This is a genomic window from Pseudoxanthomonas mexicana (genome assembly GCF_010093385.1).
In the GTDB taxonomy this organism is placed as follows: Bacteria; Pseudomonadota; Gammaproteobacteria; order Xanthomonadales; family Xanthomonadaceae; genus Pseudoxanthomonas_A; species Pseudoxanthomonas_A mexicana.
The window spans coordinates 13035-30737 of the sequence record NZ_PDWV01000023.1 but is presented as its reverse complement, the minus strand read 5'-3'; the positions used below and the strand labels follow the sequence as shown (position 1 = coordinate 30737).

At 69.2% G+C, this 17703-nt stretch carries 13 protein-coding genes; 7 read left to right on the top strand and 6 right to left on the bottom strand.

Annotation, left to right across the window (positions count from 1 at the left end; translation table 11 throughout):
* Positions 1-47: 47 nt before the first annotated feature.
* Genes CSC76_RS10075 through CSC76_RS10065 form a run of 3 tightly spaced genes read left to right on the top strand, consistent with a single transcriptional unit; the run spans position 48 to position 3802 of the window.
* Complete coding sequence (locus CSC76_RS10075) at positions 48-1037, top strand: YheT family hydrolase (RefSeq protein WP_162109904.1); 990 nt, start codon at positions 48-50, stop codon at positions 1035-1037.
* A gap of 48 nt (positions 1038-1085) precedes the next feature.
* Positions 1086-3161, top strand: coding sequence for a tetratricopeptide repeat protein (locus CSC76_RS10070; RefSeq protein ID WP_162109879.1), 2076 nt, complete (start codon positions 1086-1088; stop codon positions 3159-3161).
* Positions 3162-3187: 26 nt separating this feature from the next.
* Positions 3188-3802 (top strand): YbhB/YbcL family Raf kinase inhibitor-like protein, encoded by a 615-nt coding sequence (locus CSC76_RS10065; protein ID WP_162109878.1) that lies wholly within the window; start codon positions 3188-3190, stop codon positions 3800-3802.
* Between the two features lie 43 nt (positions 3803-3845).
* Here the strand turns inward: CSC76_RS10065 and CSC76_RS10060 are convergent, their stop codons facing one another.
* The 5 genes from CSC76_RS10060 to CSC76_RS10040 form a co-directional block, all read right to left on the bottom strand.
* Positions 3846-5261 carry a hypothetical protein gene (locus CSC76_RS10060; RefSeq protein ID WP_162109877.1) on the bottom strand — a complete coding sequence of 472 codons (1416 nt, stop codon included), beginning with the start codon at positions 5259-5261 and terminating at the stop codon, positions 3846-3848.
* 61 nt (positions 5262-5322) lie between these two features.
* On the bottom strand, positions 5323-6147 hold the full coding sequence (locus tag CSC76_RS10055) for an META and DUF4377 domain-containing protein (RefSeq protein WP_162109876.1): 825 nt from the start codon (positions 6145-6147) through the stop codon (positions 5323-5325).
* A gap of 70 nt (positions 6148-6217) precedes the next feature.
* Positions 6218-7012 (bottom strand): undecaprenyl-diphosphate phosphatase, encoded by a 795-nt coding sequence (locus tag CSC76_RS10050; protein ID WP_162109875.1) that lies wholly within the window; start codon positions 7010-7012, stop codon positions 6218-6220.
* A gap of 90 nt (positions 7013-7102) precedes the next feature.
* The gene (locus CSC76_RS10045; RefSeq protein WP_162109874.1) at positions 7103-8725 is read right to left on the bottom strand and encodes a flavin monoamine oxidase family protein; all 1623 of its coding nucleotides are present in this window, start codon (positions 8723-8725) and stop codon (positions 7103-7105) included.
* A gap of 47 nt (positions 8726-8772) precedes the next feature.
* Complete coding sequence (locus CSC76_RS10040) at positions 8773-14640, bottom strand: putative Ig domain-containing protein (RefSeq protein WP_162109873.1); 5868 nt, start codon at positions 14638-14640, stop codon at positions 8773-8775.
* Positions 14641-14921: 281 nt separating this feature from the next.
* Here CSC76_RS10040 and CSC76_RS10035 point away from each other — a divergent pair, with 281 nt between their 5' ends.
* The 4 genes from CSC76_RS10035 (at position 14922) to CSC76_RS10020 (ending at position 17239) form a co-directional block, all read left to right on the top strand.
* Positions 14922-15470, top strand: coding sequence for a phage tail protein (locus CSC76_RS10035; protein ID WP_162109872.1), 549 nt, complete (start codon positions 14922-14924; stop codon positions 15468-15470).
* A gap of 51 nt (positions 15471-15521) precedes the next feature.
* A complete protein-coding gene (locus CSC76_RS10030; RefSeq protein WP_162109871.1) occupies positions 15522-16058 on the top strand; it encodes a phage tail protein in 537 nt (178 codons plus the stop codon).
* Positions 16059-16131: 73 nt separating this feature from the next.
* Positions 16132-16674, top strand: coding sequence for a phage tail protein (locus tag CSC76_RS10025; RefSeq protein ID WP_162109870.1), 543 nt, complete (start codon positions 16132-16134; stop codon positions 16672-16674).
* Between the two features lie 58 nt (positions 16675-16732).
* Positions 16733-17239 carry a GNAT family N-acetyltransferase gene (locus tag CSC76_RS10020; RefSeq protein ID WP_379606106.1) on the top strand — a complete coding sequence of 169 codons (507 nt, stop codon included), beginning with the start codon at positions 16733-16735 and terminating at the stop codon, positions 17237-17239.
* Here CSC76_RS10020 and CSC76_RS10015 read toward each other — a convergent pair.
* Positions 17232-17522 carry a DUF6916 family protein gene (locus tag CSC76_RS10015; RefSeq protein WP_162109868.1) on the bottom strand — a complete coding sequence of 97 codons (291 nt, stop codon included), beginning with the start codon at positions 17520-17522 and terminating at the stop codon, positions 17232-17234. The genes CSC76_RS10020 and CSC76_RS10015 overlap by 8 nt on opposite strands.
* Positions 17523-17703 lie beyond the last annotated feature (181 nt).

Sequence of the window (17703 nt, the reverse complement as noted above, 5' to 3'; positions counted from 1 at the left end):
AGCCACCGGTGCCACCCTTGCCCGGACGCTGCCGCGACGACCCCATGATCACTGCCGCCGACTACCGACCGCCGCGCTGGCTGCGCAATCCGCACCTGCAGTCGGTGCTGGGTTCCAGCGCACTGCGCCGCCGTCGCGGCCTGCGCGCGCTGCTGGGCAGCGGTGCGGTGACGGTGGAACATATCGTCGATGGCGGCGACGGCGTACGCCTGCAGGGTTTCCTCAGCCGCATGCCGGACCGCGCACCGCGCGGGCTGGTGCTGCTGCTGCACGGATGGGAGGGCAGCGCCGATTCCAGCTACATGCGCCTGACGGCCGCGCAGCTGCTTCGGCGCGGATTCGACGTGTTCCGGCTGAACTTCCGCGACCACGGCGACACCCATCACCTGAACGAAGACCTGTTCCACTCCAACCGGCTCGACGAAGTGGTGCACGCGGCGCTGGACGTGTCGCGACGCTTCGCCGGCGACGTGCCGATGCGGGTGGCCGGCTATTCGCTGGGCGGCAACTTCGCGCTGCGGCTTGCGCTGCGCGCACCGGACTCCGGGCTGGCGCTGGCGCAGGTGGCCGCGGTGTGTCCGCTGCTGGACCCGGCCACGACGATGGACCGCATCGAAAGCGGCCTGCCGCTGTACGACTGGTACTTCGCCCGCAAGTGGCGCCGCTCGCTGCAGCGCAAGCGCAGCCTGTTCCCGCAGCGCCACGATTTCGACGACACCGTGCTGGCGCTGGACATCCGCGCGCTGACCGACTGGCTGGTGCAGCGCCATACCGCCTTCGGCACGCTGGAGGCCTACTTCGACGGCTACGCCATCGCCGGCGACCGCCTGGCGGCGCTGACGGTGCCGGCGCACATCCTGATGGCCGAGGACGACCCGGTCATCCCCTTCGACACCTTCCGCGACTGGGCGCTGCCGGCGCATGCCACGCTGGAAAGCGCTCCGTGGGGCGGGCATTGCGGCTTCATCGAGAACGCCGCCTGCGATGGCTACGCCGAACGCTGGGTGGCGGAGCGGCTGTCCGGCGGCGACGCGTAAGACCGGGGCGGCCGTTACAATCGGGGTTTGCCCGCAACCGGTAGTCCCATGTACGACCCGATCCTCAACGACCTCCGCCGTGGTGCGGTGGCCGAAGCCCTGGCCGCGGCGGAAGCCCTGGCGTCCGAGCGCCCCGACGACGCCCAGGCGCTGCGCTGGCTTTCAGCCGCCCAGCTGCAGAGCGGCCAGGCCGATGCGGCGCTGGCCAGCATCGACCGCGCCATCGCGCTGGCCCCGGAAGACGCCGAACTCCACTTGGCACGGGCGGGTGTGCTCATGGCCAGCCGCCGCCCGGGCGATGCCCAGGCGGCGCTGGACCAGGCCACCGTGCTGGACCCGAACCAGTTCGGCGCCTATCTCTCGCAGGCGCAGTTGGCATTGGCGCGCGGCGACCTCGAAGAAGCCGAAAGGGTCAACCGCCTCGCCGAGCGCGTGGCGCCCAACCATCCGCAGCTGGCGGTGGTGGAAGGCATGGTCGCGTTGCAGCGAGGCGAAGCCGATACCGCATTGAAGCGGGTGTCGCAGGCCATCGAGACGGCGCCGGACGACGCGCAGCTGCGCTACGTGCTGGGCTTCATCTACATGGCCAAGGGACATCTCGCCTTCGCCGAACAGGCCTTCCGCGCCATCGTGGAAAAGAATCCCGCCGCCTCCAGCCTGTGGGGCCTGATCGCCGACCTGCTGGGTCGGCAGGGCCGTTTCGACGAAGCGGCCGATGCGCTGGACACGTTGTTTACCGATCCCGCGCGCGCAACGCCTGCCCTGAAGCGCCTGGCGGGCCATCTGCGCCTGCGCGCGGGCCAGCTCGAGCAGGCGCAGCCCCTGCTCGAAGACGCCGTAGGCCAAGGCGCCCATGACCGCGCCAGCTTGTCCGCACTGCTTCAACTGTGGCACGCCCATGGCCAGCAGGAGCAGGGGCGTGCTCTGCTCGAAGCATGCCTGGCACTGAATCCGCAGACGGCCGATCTGTGGCTGGCGCGACTGGCGTTGGAAGACATGGGCAGTGAGGCTGCGCTTGCCGTCGCCGCGCGCTGGGTGCATGTGGCGCCGGAGTCCGTGCCTGCGCTGGAAGCCCAGATGGCGGCGCTCAACCACGCCGGGCGTGCCAAGGATGCGGACGCCATTGCCGACCGTATCCTCGTTCTCGTGCCCGGCCACAGCGACGCGCAGGCACGCAAGGTCAATGCGCTGGTTGAGAGGGATCCGGCGGCGGCGGTCGCCCATGTGGAGAATCTGTTGCAGCAGGTCAAGCAAGACGAGATCCGGCAGACGCTGCTGGGTTGGTTGGCCTTGGCGCAGGATCGCGCCGGCTTGCGCGTAGAAGCGGTCGGCAGCTGGCTGAAGCGGGCGGAGGGCTACCTGTCCGTGAACCTGCCGCCTCACGCCCCCAGTGCGCCGGTCCAGGCATGGCCCGAACGCGGTGCCATCACGCCGGAAACGCCAACAAGGCCGCTGATGCTGTGGGGGCCGCCGGGATCCGGAGTCGAACGCGTCGCATCGGTGTTCGTCGCCAGCGGTGCGCCGCTGAGGAATGATCGTCTGTCGCGCCGTGGGCCCCGGGATGGTTTTCAGCGCTACGGCACCGTGCATGAACTGGCGACCGGAACCCAGCCTGGGACCCGGCTTGTGGCGGATTGGCGCGCTGCCCTGCCTGCACGCGGCATACCGGACGGCAATGTGATCGACTGGCTGGTCTGGTGGGACAATGCACTGCTTCATGACCTGCGTCCCCATTTGCCGGAGGGGCGTTTGCTGGCGGTGCTGCGGGATCCTCGGGATATGTTGCTGGAATGGCTGGCGTTCGGATCGCCGGCCATGTATGCGATCACGTCGGCAGATGATGCAGCCGCGTGGTTGGCCGCCGTGCTCGACCATGTTGCGACGGGTCTGGAGCAGGGTCTTTACCCGGCTACGGTCGTACGGCTCGATGGCATCGAGCGTTCGCCCTCGAAGATCGCCGAGATGTTGAGCCAGGCCTTGGGCGGCGCACGTTTCGCAGTCCCGCAGGAGCAAGGCAGCGTGGGCTTCCCGGCCGGTCACTGGCGCCAGTACGCGCAGGCCCTTGCCGGCCCGTTCGCCACCCTCACGCCGGTCGCCGTGCGCCTGGGATATCCCGAGGCTTGATCATCCCCTTTCGACAGGAGCCGCACATGCGCCTTTGGAGCGACAGTTTCGAGAATGCCCGTCCGATCCCGGCGGAGTTCGCGATGGGGCAGCCGGACGGGTTCGCGCCCAACCGCAACCCACATCTGGCGTGGTCCGACGTACCGGACGGCACGCGGTCGTTCGCGCTGCTCTGCATCGACCCGGATGCACCGCCCGTTCCCGAAACGGTCGGTCGCGACGATGTGCAGATCCCGGTCGAACAGCCGCGTGCGCACTTCATCCACTGGGCGATGGCGGACATCACCCCCGACGTGCGCACGATCGCCGTCGGCAGCTGCAGCGACGGCGTCACCGTGCGTGGCAAGCGGCAGCCGGCGGGCCCCGCCGGCGCACGCCAGGGACTGAACGACTACACCGGCTGGTTCGCGGGCGACGCGCAGATGGGCGGCGACTATTCCGGCTACGACGGCCCGTATCCGCCGTTCAACGACCTGCGCGTGCACCGCTACTTCTTCCGCCTGTTCGCGCTGGACGTGGCAGCCCTCGACCTGCCGGAGCGCTTCACCGCGGCCGATGTCGAACGCGCGATGCAGGGTCACGTACTGGCCGAAGCGGCGGTCCACGGCACATATACGCTCAATACTGCGCTGCGCGGCTGAAACGGCAGAGCCTCGGGCGTCCGTGTAAGCGCGAGCCGGCGCGTCAGTGCGCTTCCCGCCATTGAACGACGCCTTGGTCATCGATGACGAGGCAAGGTCCGGTCGTCGGGCATTCGCGCGCGATGCCGATGCTCTGCAACGGTATATCGAGACGCCATGCCAGGCCCCATGCGCCGATGGCATAGAAGCGCTGCTCGTCCGCGACGCTGACATGCAGGGGCAGGGCCGGCGGCGGCTGGCGTTCGAGCGCCTGCAACGTCGCTTCCGCCCAGCGCGCGCGTCCGATCAGCCCGGGATGGTCGAGGCGGCGCGTGCCTTCCACGGCGATCCATGACGACATGGCGATGAGTGCGGCGACCACGGGCGCGCGCGGCGTATCCACGATGCCGCGTGCCAGTGCGATGATCGGAAGGATGACAGCGACGGTGGCGTAGTACTCGTAGCTGTTCCATGCGAAGAGGAAATAGGGGGCGTAAGCCAGCACCGCGAAGGCCGGCAGTGCCAGCCATTGCCGCGGTGCCAGTGCGGCGCGGCAGCGCCAGAGCGCGAGAGCCCAGGCGGCCAGCATCGGCAGCGCCGTCGCGGCGATCCATGCCAGGCCCGGCAGCCGGTCGCCCGCGATCGCCATGCGCATGGCTTCACGCGGGACATTCAGCAGCCATGCCGCAAACGAGGCGGTGTTGCGCACCACGTGGCCGCCAAGGCTCAGTTCGTACGCGGCATCGGTGTTCGCCGTGAAGCGCGCGCGCAGCACCAGCCATGCAAGCACGACGACGACGGTGGTCAGCCAGGTGGCGATCTCGCCCTTGAAAGGGCGGCGAAGGCCGACGAACGCGGCCACCACCAGCATCAATCCCGGCGTGAGGGCGGCGGACTCCTTGCAGAGCAGGGCCAGGACCAACAGCACCGGCACCGACGTGAGCAGGGCGACGCGCGTGATGCCGCGGACATCGCGCGCGCTGACCCACGCGGCCAGCGCCAAGGCGGTGAACAGGGTCAGCAGGGCGGTGTTGGCGGCGGCGACCCAATGCACCGGCAGCAGGTGCATCGTCAATGCAGCGTAGGCGACGCCGGCGAGTGCGGCGATCCTGCCGGCATCGGTCCAGGCGCAGGCGCGTGCCACGCGATGCGCCAACAGTGCTACGCCCGACGACGCCGACACGTGCAACGCCAGATTCACCCCGTGTGCCGCAAAGGCATTGCCGTGCAACACGGCGTCGACGAAGCGCCAGTAGGCCTCCTGCGAGAGTGGGCGCCAGAAGCGCACCGGCGAGGCGGGCCAGAAATCCGACCACCACGGCGCACCGGACGCATTGGTCGCGTGCGCGCCGTGCAGGAAGACGTAGTCGTCGCCCCAGAAAGGCGTCCACAGCGCCGGCACCCAGAGGGCGAACGCCGCGACGCCCAATAGAGAGACGGCGAGCCAGGAGAGGGTCGCATTCCGTGCGAAAGGCTTCATCGGGGTGCGTGGGCTACGGTGGCGCGCCACTATAGCGGCGACGCGGCCACCGCCGGCGGCATCATTTCTTCTCGTTCGCCGACTCCACCACCATGTCCAGTACGTAGGCGCTGGACGATGCATCGGCAGGCGGGTTCTTCACGGTGTAGCGGTCCACGCGCAGCACGTTGCGGATGCCGGGCTCGTGCGTGTAGCCCTCGATGCTGTCGTAGAAGTGCTCGAATGCGCCGGGCGTACCGACCTTCAGGCCCTTGTCGTCGTACTGGATCTCGCGCACCTGCAGGCATTGCTTGTCGGGGATCAGCGGGTGGCTGCAGGGCCTGGTCTCGGCCGCCACTTCCAGGAACACGCGCTCGCCGGCGCCGCCATAGCGGGTTTCGGCGGTCGGGTCGCCGGTGAACACCAGCGTGTCGCCGGTCGCCGTGGTGAGCGTCAGCCGGGCCGCATCGTCCTGCGTCGCGGCGAGCTTCAGCGTTCCTTCCAGCCGCTTGCCCACTTCCTGGTCCAGCGCCATCAGGGCGCTGTCGGTGCAGGCCATCAGGGTGGAGGCCAGGCGGCCGATGGTGAGGCTGGTGGCCGACAGGGTGTAGCTGCCCCCCATGCGGTTGCAGGTGTTGGACACGCCCAGGCGGCCGTCCCTGAAATCGAGCTGCACGGGCTTGTCGGCGCGCGCGAACAGGGCGTCGATGCGCTTGCCCTGCGCGTCGTTCGCATCCGTGAGTCGCCAGTGGTACTGCGGGAGCAGCGCAGGCGCGTCGACGGACGAGGGTGCGGGTGTTTCAGGTGCCGGGGCCGATGCCGGTGCCGCCGGGGTGGCGGCCTGTTCCGCGGGCTTGGGGCAGCCGGCCAGGGCCAGGGGAAGGGCAAGCAGCAGCAGTCGTTTCATGACGTCCTCCGTCAGGGGTGGCTTATGCAAACGCGCGAGGGGTCGGAACGGGGTGAAGACCGGGCCGGGCTCAGCTGCCGGCCGGCATCAGCAACAGCAGCAGCGCGCCCAGCACGATGCGGTAGAGCGCGAATCCGGTGAAGCGATGGGCCTTGATGAAACCCAGCAGCCATTTCACCACCACGAAGCCGGTGGCGGTGGCGGCGACGAAGGCCAGGGCCACTTCGCCCCAGTTCTCGCTGCCCAGCGCATCGTCCTTCACCAGTTCGAGGAACGCATAGCCGCTGGCCGCGAACATGGTGGGGATGCCGACCAGGAACACGAACTCCGCCGCCGACGAGCGCCGGCTGGTGCCGGCCAGCATCGCCATGAAGATGGCCGCCGCCGAGCGCGAGGTGCCCGGGAAGACGCCGGCCACCACCTGCGCCAGCCCCACCAGCACCGCCACTTTCCACGTGATGTCGGCCACGTCGCCGCGCTTCTCGGCGAAGTGCTCCGCCGCCAGCATCCACACGCCGCCCAGGATCAGTGCCCACGCCACCGGGGTGACGGTCTCGGGCAGTTCCCAACCGGCCAGCCGCACCGGCAGGCCGACGAGGGCGGTCACCAGGAAGGCCACCGCCAGCTTGAGCGCGTAGTCGCGGGTGGCGTCGTCGCGCCAGCCGGTGGCCAGTTCCCAGATGCGCCGGCGGAACACCAGCGTGGTGGCCAGGATCGCGCCAGCCTGGATGACGATATTGAAGAAGTCCGAGCGCTGGCCCAGCCAGTGCTGCGCGATCAGCAGGTGGCCCGTGCTGGAGATGGGCAGGAATTCGGTCAGGCCTTCGAGGATGCCGAGCAGCAGCGCGGCGAGCAGGTCGGTCATGGGCGGGCTTCGGACGGGGGACGGGCAGGATAACGGAAAGCCCGTCCGTCCCGTGCCCGCCCAGCGCCCTCCGCCGGCGTGGGCCCGGCCTCAGCCGCCGCGGAACAGCGTGCTGGCCTCGCCGGCCGCACGCAGGCCCGACAGCACTGCGCCTTCCATGAAGCCCTGCCATTCGTAGAAGCTGCTGGTGTGGTCGCCGGCGAACAGCAGGTTGTCCACGGCACCGGCTTCCGCGTGCGCGATGCGGGTGAAGTAGCCCGGCTGCGGCCGCGGGAAGGCGCCGCGGCTGTTGGGATCGGTGCTCCAGTTCTGGCTGGTGGCGAGGATCCTGCCGCGGCGATCGCGCGAGACCGCCTGCATCGCGCCGGGCAGCACTTCCTCCAGCGACGCCACGAAGCCCACCGCATCCATCTGCAGGCTGGCGGGCAGCAGGCTGCGTGCGGCCTGGCCGCCCACCTGGTGCGCGATGACGGCACCGGCCCGACCGGCACGCGAGGGATTGGTTTCCCACGCATTCTGGAGGTTCGGCAGGTCCGCTTTGCCGCTGCCGCTGGCGCCGGCTTCGCGCCAGTACGGGCGCGAGAACCCGACGAGTAGCCGGCTGCTGTCGCCCATCTCCGATTTGTCGATCGCCTGGCGCTTCCACGCCGACATCTCCACGCCACGCATTTCCACGTCGCGCAGCACGCTGAAAGGCATCGCCAGCACCACGGCATCGAAATCGCGCTGCACGTACTTGCCGCGCAGGTCGAACGTCAGCCGCACCGTGCCGCCCAGGCGGCGGGTCACGGCCACCAGCCGGTGGCCCAGCTGCACCGGCTGCGGCAGCTTCTGCGCCAGTCCGGTGGCGATCAGGTCGTTGCCGCCGACCACGCGCAGCGATTCGCCGGTGCCCTGCAGGGCAAACTTGCTACGCCGGTCGCCGTAGACGAAACGCAGGAAAGCCAGCGCGCTGACTTCGTCCAGGTCGCTGCCGAACTCGCCCAGGAAGGCATTGCCCAGCACGCTGCGCAGCAGGCCGCTGGCGCCGTACAGCGTGAGGTATTCGTCCAGCGTCATGAAGTCGAGCGCTTCGGCGCGTGCGCAGAAGCGTTCCGCGTGCGGTGCACCCAATGGCTCCAGGTCTTCGCGGATGAAATCGGCGAACGCACGGAACTCGTCCGCGATCTCCGCATCGCTATGACGCTGGCCGGCGAAGAGGTGGAAGGTGCTGCGGCCGCCGCCGCCGTCGACCGCCTCCAGCGGTAAGCCCAGCGCGCGCGCGTAGCCCAGCATGGCGTGATGGGAGCTGCCGATGAACTCGGCGCCGCGTTCGGCCACCTGACCCGGGAACACGTTGCGGGCCGACCAGCAGCGACCGCCGACGCGTTGGGCCGATTCGAACACCTTCGCCGGCACGCCAAGACGGGTCAGTTCGGTCGCGCAGGCCAGGCCGGCCAGGCCTGCGCCCACGACGGCCACCCCGCGCGTGTTGGTCAGGCGCGCATACACGGCGCGCGCGTCCTGTGCGGTGGCGGCGAGCAGGGGCGGCGCCATCGCGCCGAGCCCTGCTGCCGCGACGCCGCCCACGGCCGCCTGCATCAGGCGGCGGCGGTCCTGGCTGTCGGGCGTGCCGCGGGCCACGGCTTCGCCCACCTCCTCGCCGGTGCGTGCGCATGTCTGGCCGATGCGGGCCAATCGCAGTACCTGGGCCATCCAGTCAGAACGTGTCATGTCCGTCTATTCCTTGGTCAGGGTTTCGCGGGCCGGTGCGCTCAGCATCACCGGCCTGCCTGGAACATCACCTGCAGGGCGTTGTCGCGCTGGTCGCTGCTGCCCACCACGCCGCGGTAGTCGACCTGCAGCGAGTACGCGCCGAAGTCGAACAGCACGCCCAGCCCCAGCATGAACCGGCTGCGGTCGTAGCCGCTGACCGAGGTCGCATAGGTCGGGCCCAGCAGGTCGGCGTACTGCATGAACGTGCGGCTGTCCGCCGTGAAGTCGTGCTGGTACTCCAGGCGCGCCTGCGGCGAGAACGCACCCCAGGTCGCGTTGCGGCGGAACGCCATGCGCAGGCCGATGTTGCCGGTGGTGGTGTCCACGTCCTGTTCGCCGTAGGTCAGCGCATAGATGGCATCGCCGCGCTCCGTGTACGGATCCAGCGTGGCCCGCATCGCGTCCACGCGTGCATAGGGCGTCAGCTGCGCGGCACCGCGCGTGAGGTCGGTACCGATGGACAGCGACGCGAACCACTGGTCGCCATCGCGCGAACCGCGGACACGGCCGTCGTTGGCGGTGACGAAGCGTTCCAGGTCGTACGACAGGCGCTGGTAGCCCAGCAGGCCATCGACGAACAGGCGCTCGCCGGGGTGATAGCTGCCGTACATCGCCAGCGTCCACGCCTTGCCATCGAGCTGGGTGCCGTTGTTGCCGATCGCCGTGCTGTCCTGACCGTAACCGAAGCCCAAGCCCGCCACGAAGTCCGGACGGAAGCGGCGGTCGGCGCCGGCGCTCACGCCTTCGGTTTCGAAACCCAGGCTGTTGCTGCCGGCGCGTCCGTCGAAATTGCCCGAGCGCAGCGTGCCCCCGGTCCAGAAGCCGAATGCGGCGGCATCCGCCTGCGAGGCCGTCCCTTCCTCATCCGGACTGGCGCCGCCGGACAGGCGCTGCTCGCCCGCCGCGTTCCGCCTGGCATCGGCGGCGCGCGCGCTGGCACCGCAGGCATCTAGGTCCGTGTAGGCACGGTTGTCCTGGCACCGTTCGCGGGTGGTGAACGACACGCCGTTGCGCATGCCTTCCGCCGTCGCGCCGCCATGCAGCTGCTCCAGACGCTGCTGGAAGTTGGCGATCTGGCCTGCGGCGAAGCGACGCGTCGCTTCGGCCTGCGCTTCCAGCAGTCCGCGCACTTCCGGGTCACGCGTCGGGTCGGGGCGTGCGATCACGGTGAGGGCATAGGCTCGCGTGCCGCTGAAACCCAGCGCGTCGGTGGCGCGGATGGTCACCTCGAAGCTGCCGGTCGCGGTCGGCGTGCCCGACAGCGCACCCTCGGCCGTCAGCGTCATGCCGGTCGGCAGCGTGCCCGCATCCAGCGTGAACGTGTACGGCGCGGTGCCGCCGCGGGCGGACAAGGCTTGCGTGTACTCCACCGACTGCAGCGCGGTCGGCAGCGTGTCGGGATCCACCACGATCGTCGGGGCCGAGATGGCCAGCGTGTACGCGCGCGTCACGGACGCGGCGGTACCGATCGTGCTGTCGGTGGCGGTGATGCTGAAGTCGAAGCTGCCCGCTTCGGTCGGCGTGCCCGCAAGCTGGCCGGTGGAAACGTCGAGCGTCAGACCTGCCGGCAGGGTGCCCGCGCCCAGTGTGTACTGGTAAGGAGCGACGCCTCCCGTGGCAACGAAGGCCTGCGCATAGGTCACGCCCGCCGTTGCGCCCTGCACCGTTTCCGGCGACAGCGAGAGCGTCGGCACCAGGACGGTCAGCGAATACGTGGCCGTCACGGTGCCGGGCGTACCGCCGGTGCTGTCCGTCGCCGTCACGTCGAACGTGAAGGTGCCGGACTGGGTCGGTGTACCGGCGAATGCCAGCGTGGCGGGATTGAAGGTGACGCCCGTCGGAAGCGTACCGCTGAGGGTCGCCGTGTAGGGCGCGATACCGCCGCTCACCACCAGCGACTGGCTGAATGCCACGCCGGCCGTAGCGTTGGGCAACGCGCCGCCGCCGGGCGCCAGCGCGAGCGTGGGTTGCGCCACGTCGAGCGCATACGCGCGGGTCACGGCCTGACCGTAGGTGTCCGTGGCCGTGACGGACACGTTGAACGTCCCCGATTCGGTTGGCGTACCCGAGAGCGTGCCCGAACCGGTCAGGGTCAGTCCGGCCGGCAGGGTACCGGCGGAGAGCGCAAACGAATACGGAGCAACGCCTCCACTGGCCGACAACGCCTGGGTGTACACCGTGCCCGCGGTCGAGGCGGGCAGCGTCGCGGGCGGCAACGTCAATGTCGGGGCTGCCACCTCCAGCGTGTACGCGCGGCTGGGGGTGAAAGGAGCGCCGACACCACTTGCACCTGCATCGGTCGCGGTGATGGTGAAGCTGTAGCTGCCGGGCGCCGTGGGCGTGCCGGAAAGGGTAGCGCCGCTCAGGCTCACGCCTGCCGGCAGCGTACCGCTCACGGCATAGGTGTAGGGCCCCACGCCGCCTGTGGTCGAGAACGCCTGGGTGAATGCCGTCGCGTAGGTGGCATTCAGTGCAGGTGATGCCGGAGTCAGCGTCAGCGTCGGTCCGGCCACCGTCAGCGTGAACGCCTGGCCCACGGTGTAGGGACCGTTGCCGGTGCTGCCGTCGGTCGCCGACACGTTGAGGTTGAACGTGCCCGCCTGCGTCGGCGTGCCGGAGATCGTCACGGTGTTCGCGGTGGTGCCGGTGATGGCCACGCCGGCCGGCAGGTTGGTGACCTGGTAGCCGCTCCACGGCGGTGTGCCGCCGTTGAAGGTGAAAGTCTGCGTGTACGGCGCGGCCACCGTGGCGGCGAATCCGCCGCTGGCGGTGATGGTGATCACCGCATCCTGCACCGTCACGCTCACGGTTGCGGGCGCCGACGTGCCGCCGCTGTTGGTGGCGGTGTAGGTGAAGCTGTCAGGCCCTGCGTACCCGGCGTTCGGCTGGTAGGTGATGGTGGTGCCGCTGACGATGGCAGTACCGTTCGCGGGCGGCGTGCCGATGGCCAGCGACGTGGGCGCACCGCCGCTGAGCGTCAGCGGCACGTTCGTGGCCGGGGCGTTGTAGGCCAGGGTCAGCGACGAGCTGCCACCCGTCGGCGGCTCGTCGATCACGGTGATCGCGTAAGCCTGGGTGGCCGTGTACGGCCCCGTGCCGGTACTGCTGTCGGTGGCGGTGATGCTGAAGTTGAAGGTGCCCAGCGCGCTCGGCGTGCCGGAGACGGCACCGGTCGAGGCATTGAGCGTCAGGCCGCCCGGCAGTGCGCCGGCGGTGACGGCGTACGAATAGGGCGCCGTGCCGCCCGAGGCCGGGGTGATCGCAGCCGAGTACGCCGTGCCCAGCGTGCCGCCGGCCAGGGGGGTCGCCGGCAGCGCGAGGGTCGGTGCGGCGATGGTCAGCGTGTACGCCTGGCTGCCCGAGAACGGACCGGGGAACGCACTGCCGTCGGTCGCGGTGACGGTGAAGTTGAAGCTGCCGCCAGCGGTCGGGGTACCGGTCAGCGCGCCGCCGACCGACAGCGTCAGGCCGGCAGGCAACGCGCCCGCAGTGACCGCGAAGCTGTAGGGACCGGTGCCGCCGCTGGCCGTGATCGTCTGGCTGTAGGCGGTGGCCACGGCGCCATTGGGCAGCGTGCCCGGGCTGACCGTCACCGGGACATCGTCATTGGTGATCGTGCCCACGCCCTGGTTGTCGCTGATCGTCGCGTTGGCCGCACCGCTGAGATTGACGAAGAAGGTCTCGTTCGCCTCCGGCACCGTCTCGCCGATCACCGGCACGGTGAGGGTGCGGGTGGTCTGGCCAGGCGTGAAGGTCAGGCTGCCGGATGTGCTGGTGTAGTCCGCCGGCTGGGTCGCAGTGCCGTCGGCCGTGGCATAGAGGACCGTGGCGGTCTGGCCGCTGGCGGCGCTGAGGGTCACGGTGAACACCGCGTTGACCGTGCCGGCATTGCCTTCGACCACGCTGACGTCGTCGATCGACAGGCTCGGCAGCGGATCGTCATTGACGACGGTACCCACGCCCTGGCCGTCCACGACCACGGCGTTCACCACGTTGGTGACGTTGACGAAGAAGGTTTCGCTTGGCTCGTTGGCGGTGTCGCCGTTGACCTGCACCGTGAAGGTGTAGGTGCTGCTGCCGGCCGGGATGGTCTGGCCGGTCAGACTGCTGGTCACGTAGTCGACGCCGGCGGTGGCGGAGCCGTTGGCGGGGGCGATGTCGAACGTCGCGCCGCCCGGACCTGCCGGCGCGCTCAGGCTGACCGTGAAGGTGAAGTTGGGGATGCCGGCATTGCCTTCGTTCGCCGTGACGTCGTTGATCGCCAGGTTCGGCAGGTCGTCGTTGAGGATCGTGCCGGTGGCGCTGTTGGGCACGCCGACGGTGTAGCCGGCACCGGCATTCAGGGTCAGGATGACGGTTTCGTTGGCTTCGATGGTGGCATCGGCGGTCGGGTTGACGGTGATCGTGCCGGTGGTGTTGCCCGCCGGAATGACCAGCGGCGAGGCGATCGTCGCGTAGTCCGTGCCATTGGTCGCAGTGCCGCCAATCGTGTAGTTGATCGAGAGCGCGGAGAACGATGCCTGGTTCAGCGAGACCGTGTAGACGAGGTTCGGCGCACCGTCTTCTGCGACGTTCGCTGGACTCACGCTGATCGTCGCGCTCGGCACGTCGTCGTTGAGGATGTTGCCGGTCGCGCTGGCCGGGGCGCCGACGGTATAGCCGGTGCCGGCGGCGACCGTCAGGATCACGGTCTCGTCGGCTTCGACAGTGCCATCGACGGTCGGATCGATGGTGATCGTCGCGGTGGTCGCGCCGGCCGGGATAACCACGGTGGCGACGCCTCCGGTGTAATCGACGCCGGAGGTCGCTGTGCCGGAGGTGGTGATGTTGACCGTCGTCGGCGACGTCAGGTTGAGGCTGCGGGTAACCGTGTAGGTCAGGTTGGTCGCACCATCTTCGCTGACCGACGCCGGCGACACCGCGATGGAGACGCTCGGCGGCGGGCTGACGGTGAGGGTGTAGCTCTCGAGTTCGAAGTAGACGCCGGGGCCGGTGCTGGCGTCGGTCACGCGCAGCGTGACCGGGTAGTTGCCCGGCGCCGCGGCGGTGGTGCCGCTGACGACGCCGGCGCTGGAAATGCTGATGCCGGCGGGGAAGGAGCCGGTCTCGAGCTGGTAGGTGTGCGGCGCGACGCCACCGGTGGTGGAAAGGGTCTGCGAGAAGGGCGCGCCCTGGATCGCGGTGCCGCTGGGCGTGGTCAGGGTGAGTGTCGGGTTCTGCACCGTGCCGGTGTAGCTCTTGACGACGGTGTCGGCCGTCGGCGCGGTCGAATCGGTGGAGCGGACGCTGAAGCTGTAGCCACCGCGCTGGGTGGGTGTGCCGCTGAGCACGCCGCCACCGGTCAGGCTGAGGCCGACCGGCAGCGGCCCCGATTCCAGCACGTAGGTATAGGGACTCGTGCCACCGCTGGACGTCAGGGTCTGGCTGAAGGGCGTGCCGGCGGTCAGGGTCGGCAGGGTCGCCGGAGAAACGGTGATTGCGGACGTCGGGGCGCTGATCGTGATGTCGACACGCACCGTGCCGCCCTCGTCGTCCTCCAGCCAGATGACGTCGGCGCCGCCGCCGACGGGCGTGCTGCCGTTGTGCGCGTAGGTGAGCGATTGCGGTCCCCCGGTGGCTGGGCCCAGGGTCACGGTGCCGTGCTGCGCGAACGGTGCGAACGGGCCACTTACGCCGCCAAAACCACTTTGGCATCCCGTAACGTCGACATTCGCCGAGCCGCCCCACGCCACCGTGGCCGTCAACGGCGTCGGGCAGTACGTGGAGCTCTGCGCCCACGCCAGCGCCGGCCAGAACAGCGCCAGCGCGAACAGCAGAAGCGCGAATGCGGCGGCAGGGCGACGGCCCGACGGGCGGTTCGAAGACGTATACATGTTCCAGTTCCCCTGAAGAATGCCCGTCCGACACGGGCCTACGGCAGGCCTGACGGTCTGCGCGAATGCAACGGAAATCCTTGCGGGACGACGCCGCCACTCCCCGGGCGTAGTCCCCACACCATTGGAACAGGCTTCCCGGCCGAGCGGAAGCCCCTGTCGGGATGCGATGGCGGGACCGAGCGCCACCGGAAGGCCTTGTGGCCGACGCCGATGCAGGTCAGAGTACGCGCAGCACGGTACGCGGTGCCGTCGCGCGCACGTCCTTGGGGAAGATATCGATGAGCGATTTTTTCATCGGCCAGATCATGATGGCCGGCTTCAACTTCGCGCCCAGATATTGGGCGTCGTGCAACGGCCAGCTGCTGCCGATCAACCAGAACCAGGCACTCTTCTCGTTGCTGGGAACGCAGTACGGTGGCAACGGCACCACCAACTTCGCCTTGCCGGACCTGCGCAGTCGGACACCGGTCGGCTATGCCTCTTCCGTCGATCCGAGTTGGCAGCCACCGTCGGTACAGATCGGCCAGGCCGGCGGCGTGGAACAGGTGACCCTGCTGTCGACCAACCTGCCGGCGCACAACCATGCGGTGAATGCATCGACCACCAATGGCAACAGCCGCATTCCGTCGAATCGCGTCTTCGCCACCAGTACCAACAGCGCAGGCAGCGCCATTCCGACCTATGCCACGTCGGGCGGCCCGCCGGTGCCGCTGAATCCGGCGACCGTCGTTCCGGCCGGTGGCAACCAGCCGCATCCGAACATCCAGCCCTACAGCGTCGTCAATTTCTGCATCGCGTTGCAGGGCATTTTCCCGTCGCGCAACTGAAGCAGGCTGGCGTAACGGCCGCCGGCCACCGAACGACCACGGAGCACTTTCATGGCAGAACCCTATCTTGGCGAAATCCGCATGTTCGCCTTCGGAACCCGAGGCGCCCCCCTCGGCTGGCAGGCGTGCGACGGCAGCCTGTTGCCGATCTCGGAAAACGACGCGCTTTTCGCGCTGATCGGCACCACCTACGGCGGCGACGGCCAGACCACCTTCGCGGTGCCGGACCTGCGTGGCCGTCTGCCGATTCACCAGGGCGCGGGGCCCGGCCTGAGCAACTACGTCATCGGCCAGCGGGCCGGCACGGAGACCGTCACCGTGTTGCCGACCCAGATGCCGGCGCACACCCACACGCTGGTGGCGACCACCGCCGCCTCGACCGCGGTGACGCCGGGCGGCAGCCTGCTGCCGGGCGCGGTGAGCGGCGACACCTTCTACGTCAATACCGTCACCGGCAACAACGCTGCGCCGATGTCATCGCAGATGCTGACCGCGGCCGGCGGCAGCCAGCCGCACGAGAACTGCATGCCCACGCTGACGGTGCAGTTCTGCATCGCCACCAACGGCATCTTCCCCTCGCAGGCCTGATCGCCGCACCCATTGCGCCCCGTGGGCGCCATCGCCGCATGGCGACGTCACCCTTCCTCGCAGGAACCTGATCATGACGGAACCCTCCATCGGCCAGATCCAGCTGTTCGGCTTCAACTTCGCGCCGCGGGGTTGGGCGTTCTGCAATGGCACCACACTGCCCATTTCGCAGAACACCGCACTCTTTTCACTCATCGGCACGATCTACGGTGGCAACGGACAAACCACGTTCCAGCTGCCGAACTTCGCCGGTCGTGCAGGGTGCCAGCAAGGCAATGGACCGGGGTTGTCGCCGCGCAGCCTGGGCGACACCTTCGGCGTCAACACCGTGACGCTCACCAGCAACCAGATCCCGCAGCACAGCCATGGGGTCAACGCCTACTCGCAGACCGCGCCAGGCAGCGGCAGCCACGTCCCGGTCGCCAACGGCGGCCTTTCCTTCCTGGCCACCAGCACGTCTTCGCGGACCTTCATCGCGGCGCCGCTGAACACCCAGCTGGCGCCCAACATGGTCCAACCCAATCAGGGCGGCGGCCAGCCGCACCAGAACCAACAGCCGTATCTGGGCGTCAACTTCAGCATCGCCTTGCAAGGGATCTACCCGTCGTTCCCTTGAGGTGACCATGCCAACGTCATCGCGGCTGGCGCCCTTCCCGCCGGAACTGCCCGACCGCATGCGGACGCCCGCGTCCCTCGTCGCATGCGGAGTCGCGCTGCGGGCCCTGTGCGACGACGACCAGCGCTGGCTGCGCGACCTGTACGCCAGCACGCGCGAGGAGGAAATGGCGCAGGTGCCGTGGCCCGAGACGCACAGGCGCGCCTTCCTCGACCAGCAGTTCGAGGCCCAGCACCGGCACTACCTGCAGGTCCATGCCGACGCCGACTTCCTGGCCGTGTGCGACGAGCGCGGTCCGCTGGGACGGCTCTACCTGCTGCGGTCGCCCCCCGACCACCTGCTCGTCGACATCAGTCTGTTCCCCGCCGCCCGTGGCCGCGGGATCGGTGCGTCGCTGATCGGGGCCGCCCAGCAGGCCGCCGCCGCCCAGGGATGCGGCATGACCCTGCACGTGCTGCAGCACAACACCGGGGCGCGCCGTCTCTATGAGCGGCTGGGATTCGTCGCCTCCGAGGCCGCGTTTCCTTACTCGAGGATGGACTGGCGCGCGCAGTCGGTCAGTTGAAGACGGCCTGGTAGAGGAAGCCCGTTTTGTCCTGCGCCACCGGCACCAGGAAGATCTCGGTGCTGCCCAGCCGCGGGTGGTGCATCCGGTAGGTCTGCTGGGGGAAGAGCAGCGCGGAGGCGTTGTGGAACACCAGCGAGAAAGGCGCGCGCAGGGCATCCGGGCTGCGCACGGGCAGCGGCTGCGCCTCCACCAGCACGAAGGCCGCCTGCATGCCCTGCAGGTCCGCCGAGAAGGTCTCGTTGAGGCAGCCGGAGAAGTGCTCGAGCGACAGCAGGTCCATGCGGGGCCGGTTCCGGAAAGAAGGGAGCGCATGTTCTCCGCCCGGCCGGTGCGAGGCAAGCGCGCGCCGTCGCCGGCCCCCGGCGCACAATCCCACATTGGTGCATTGCGCGGGATTTGATCCCCAATTTGGGGATCATCAGCCATGCCATCGCTTTTTGCTGCCTTCTGAATCAATGGGT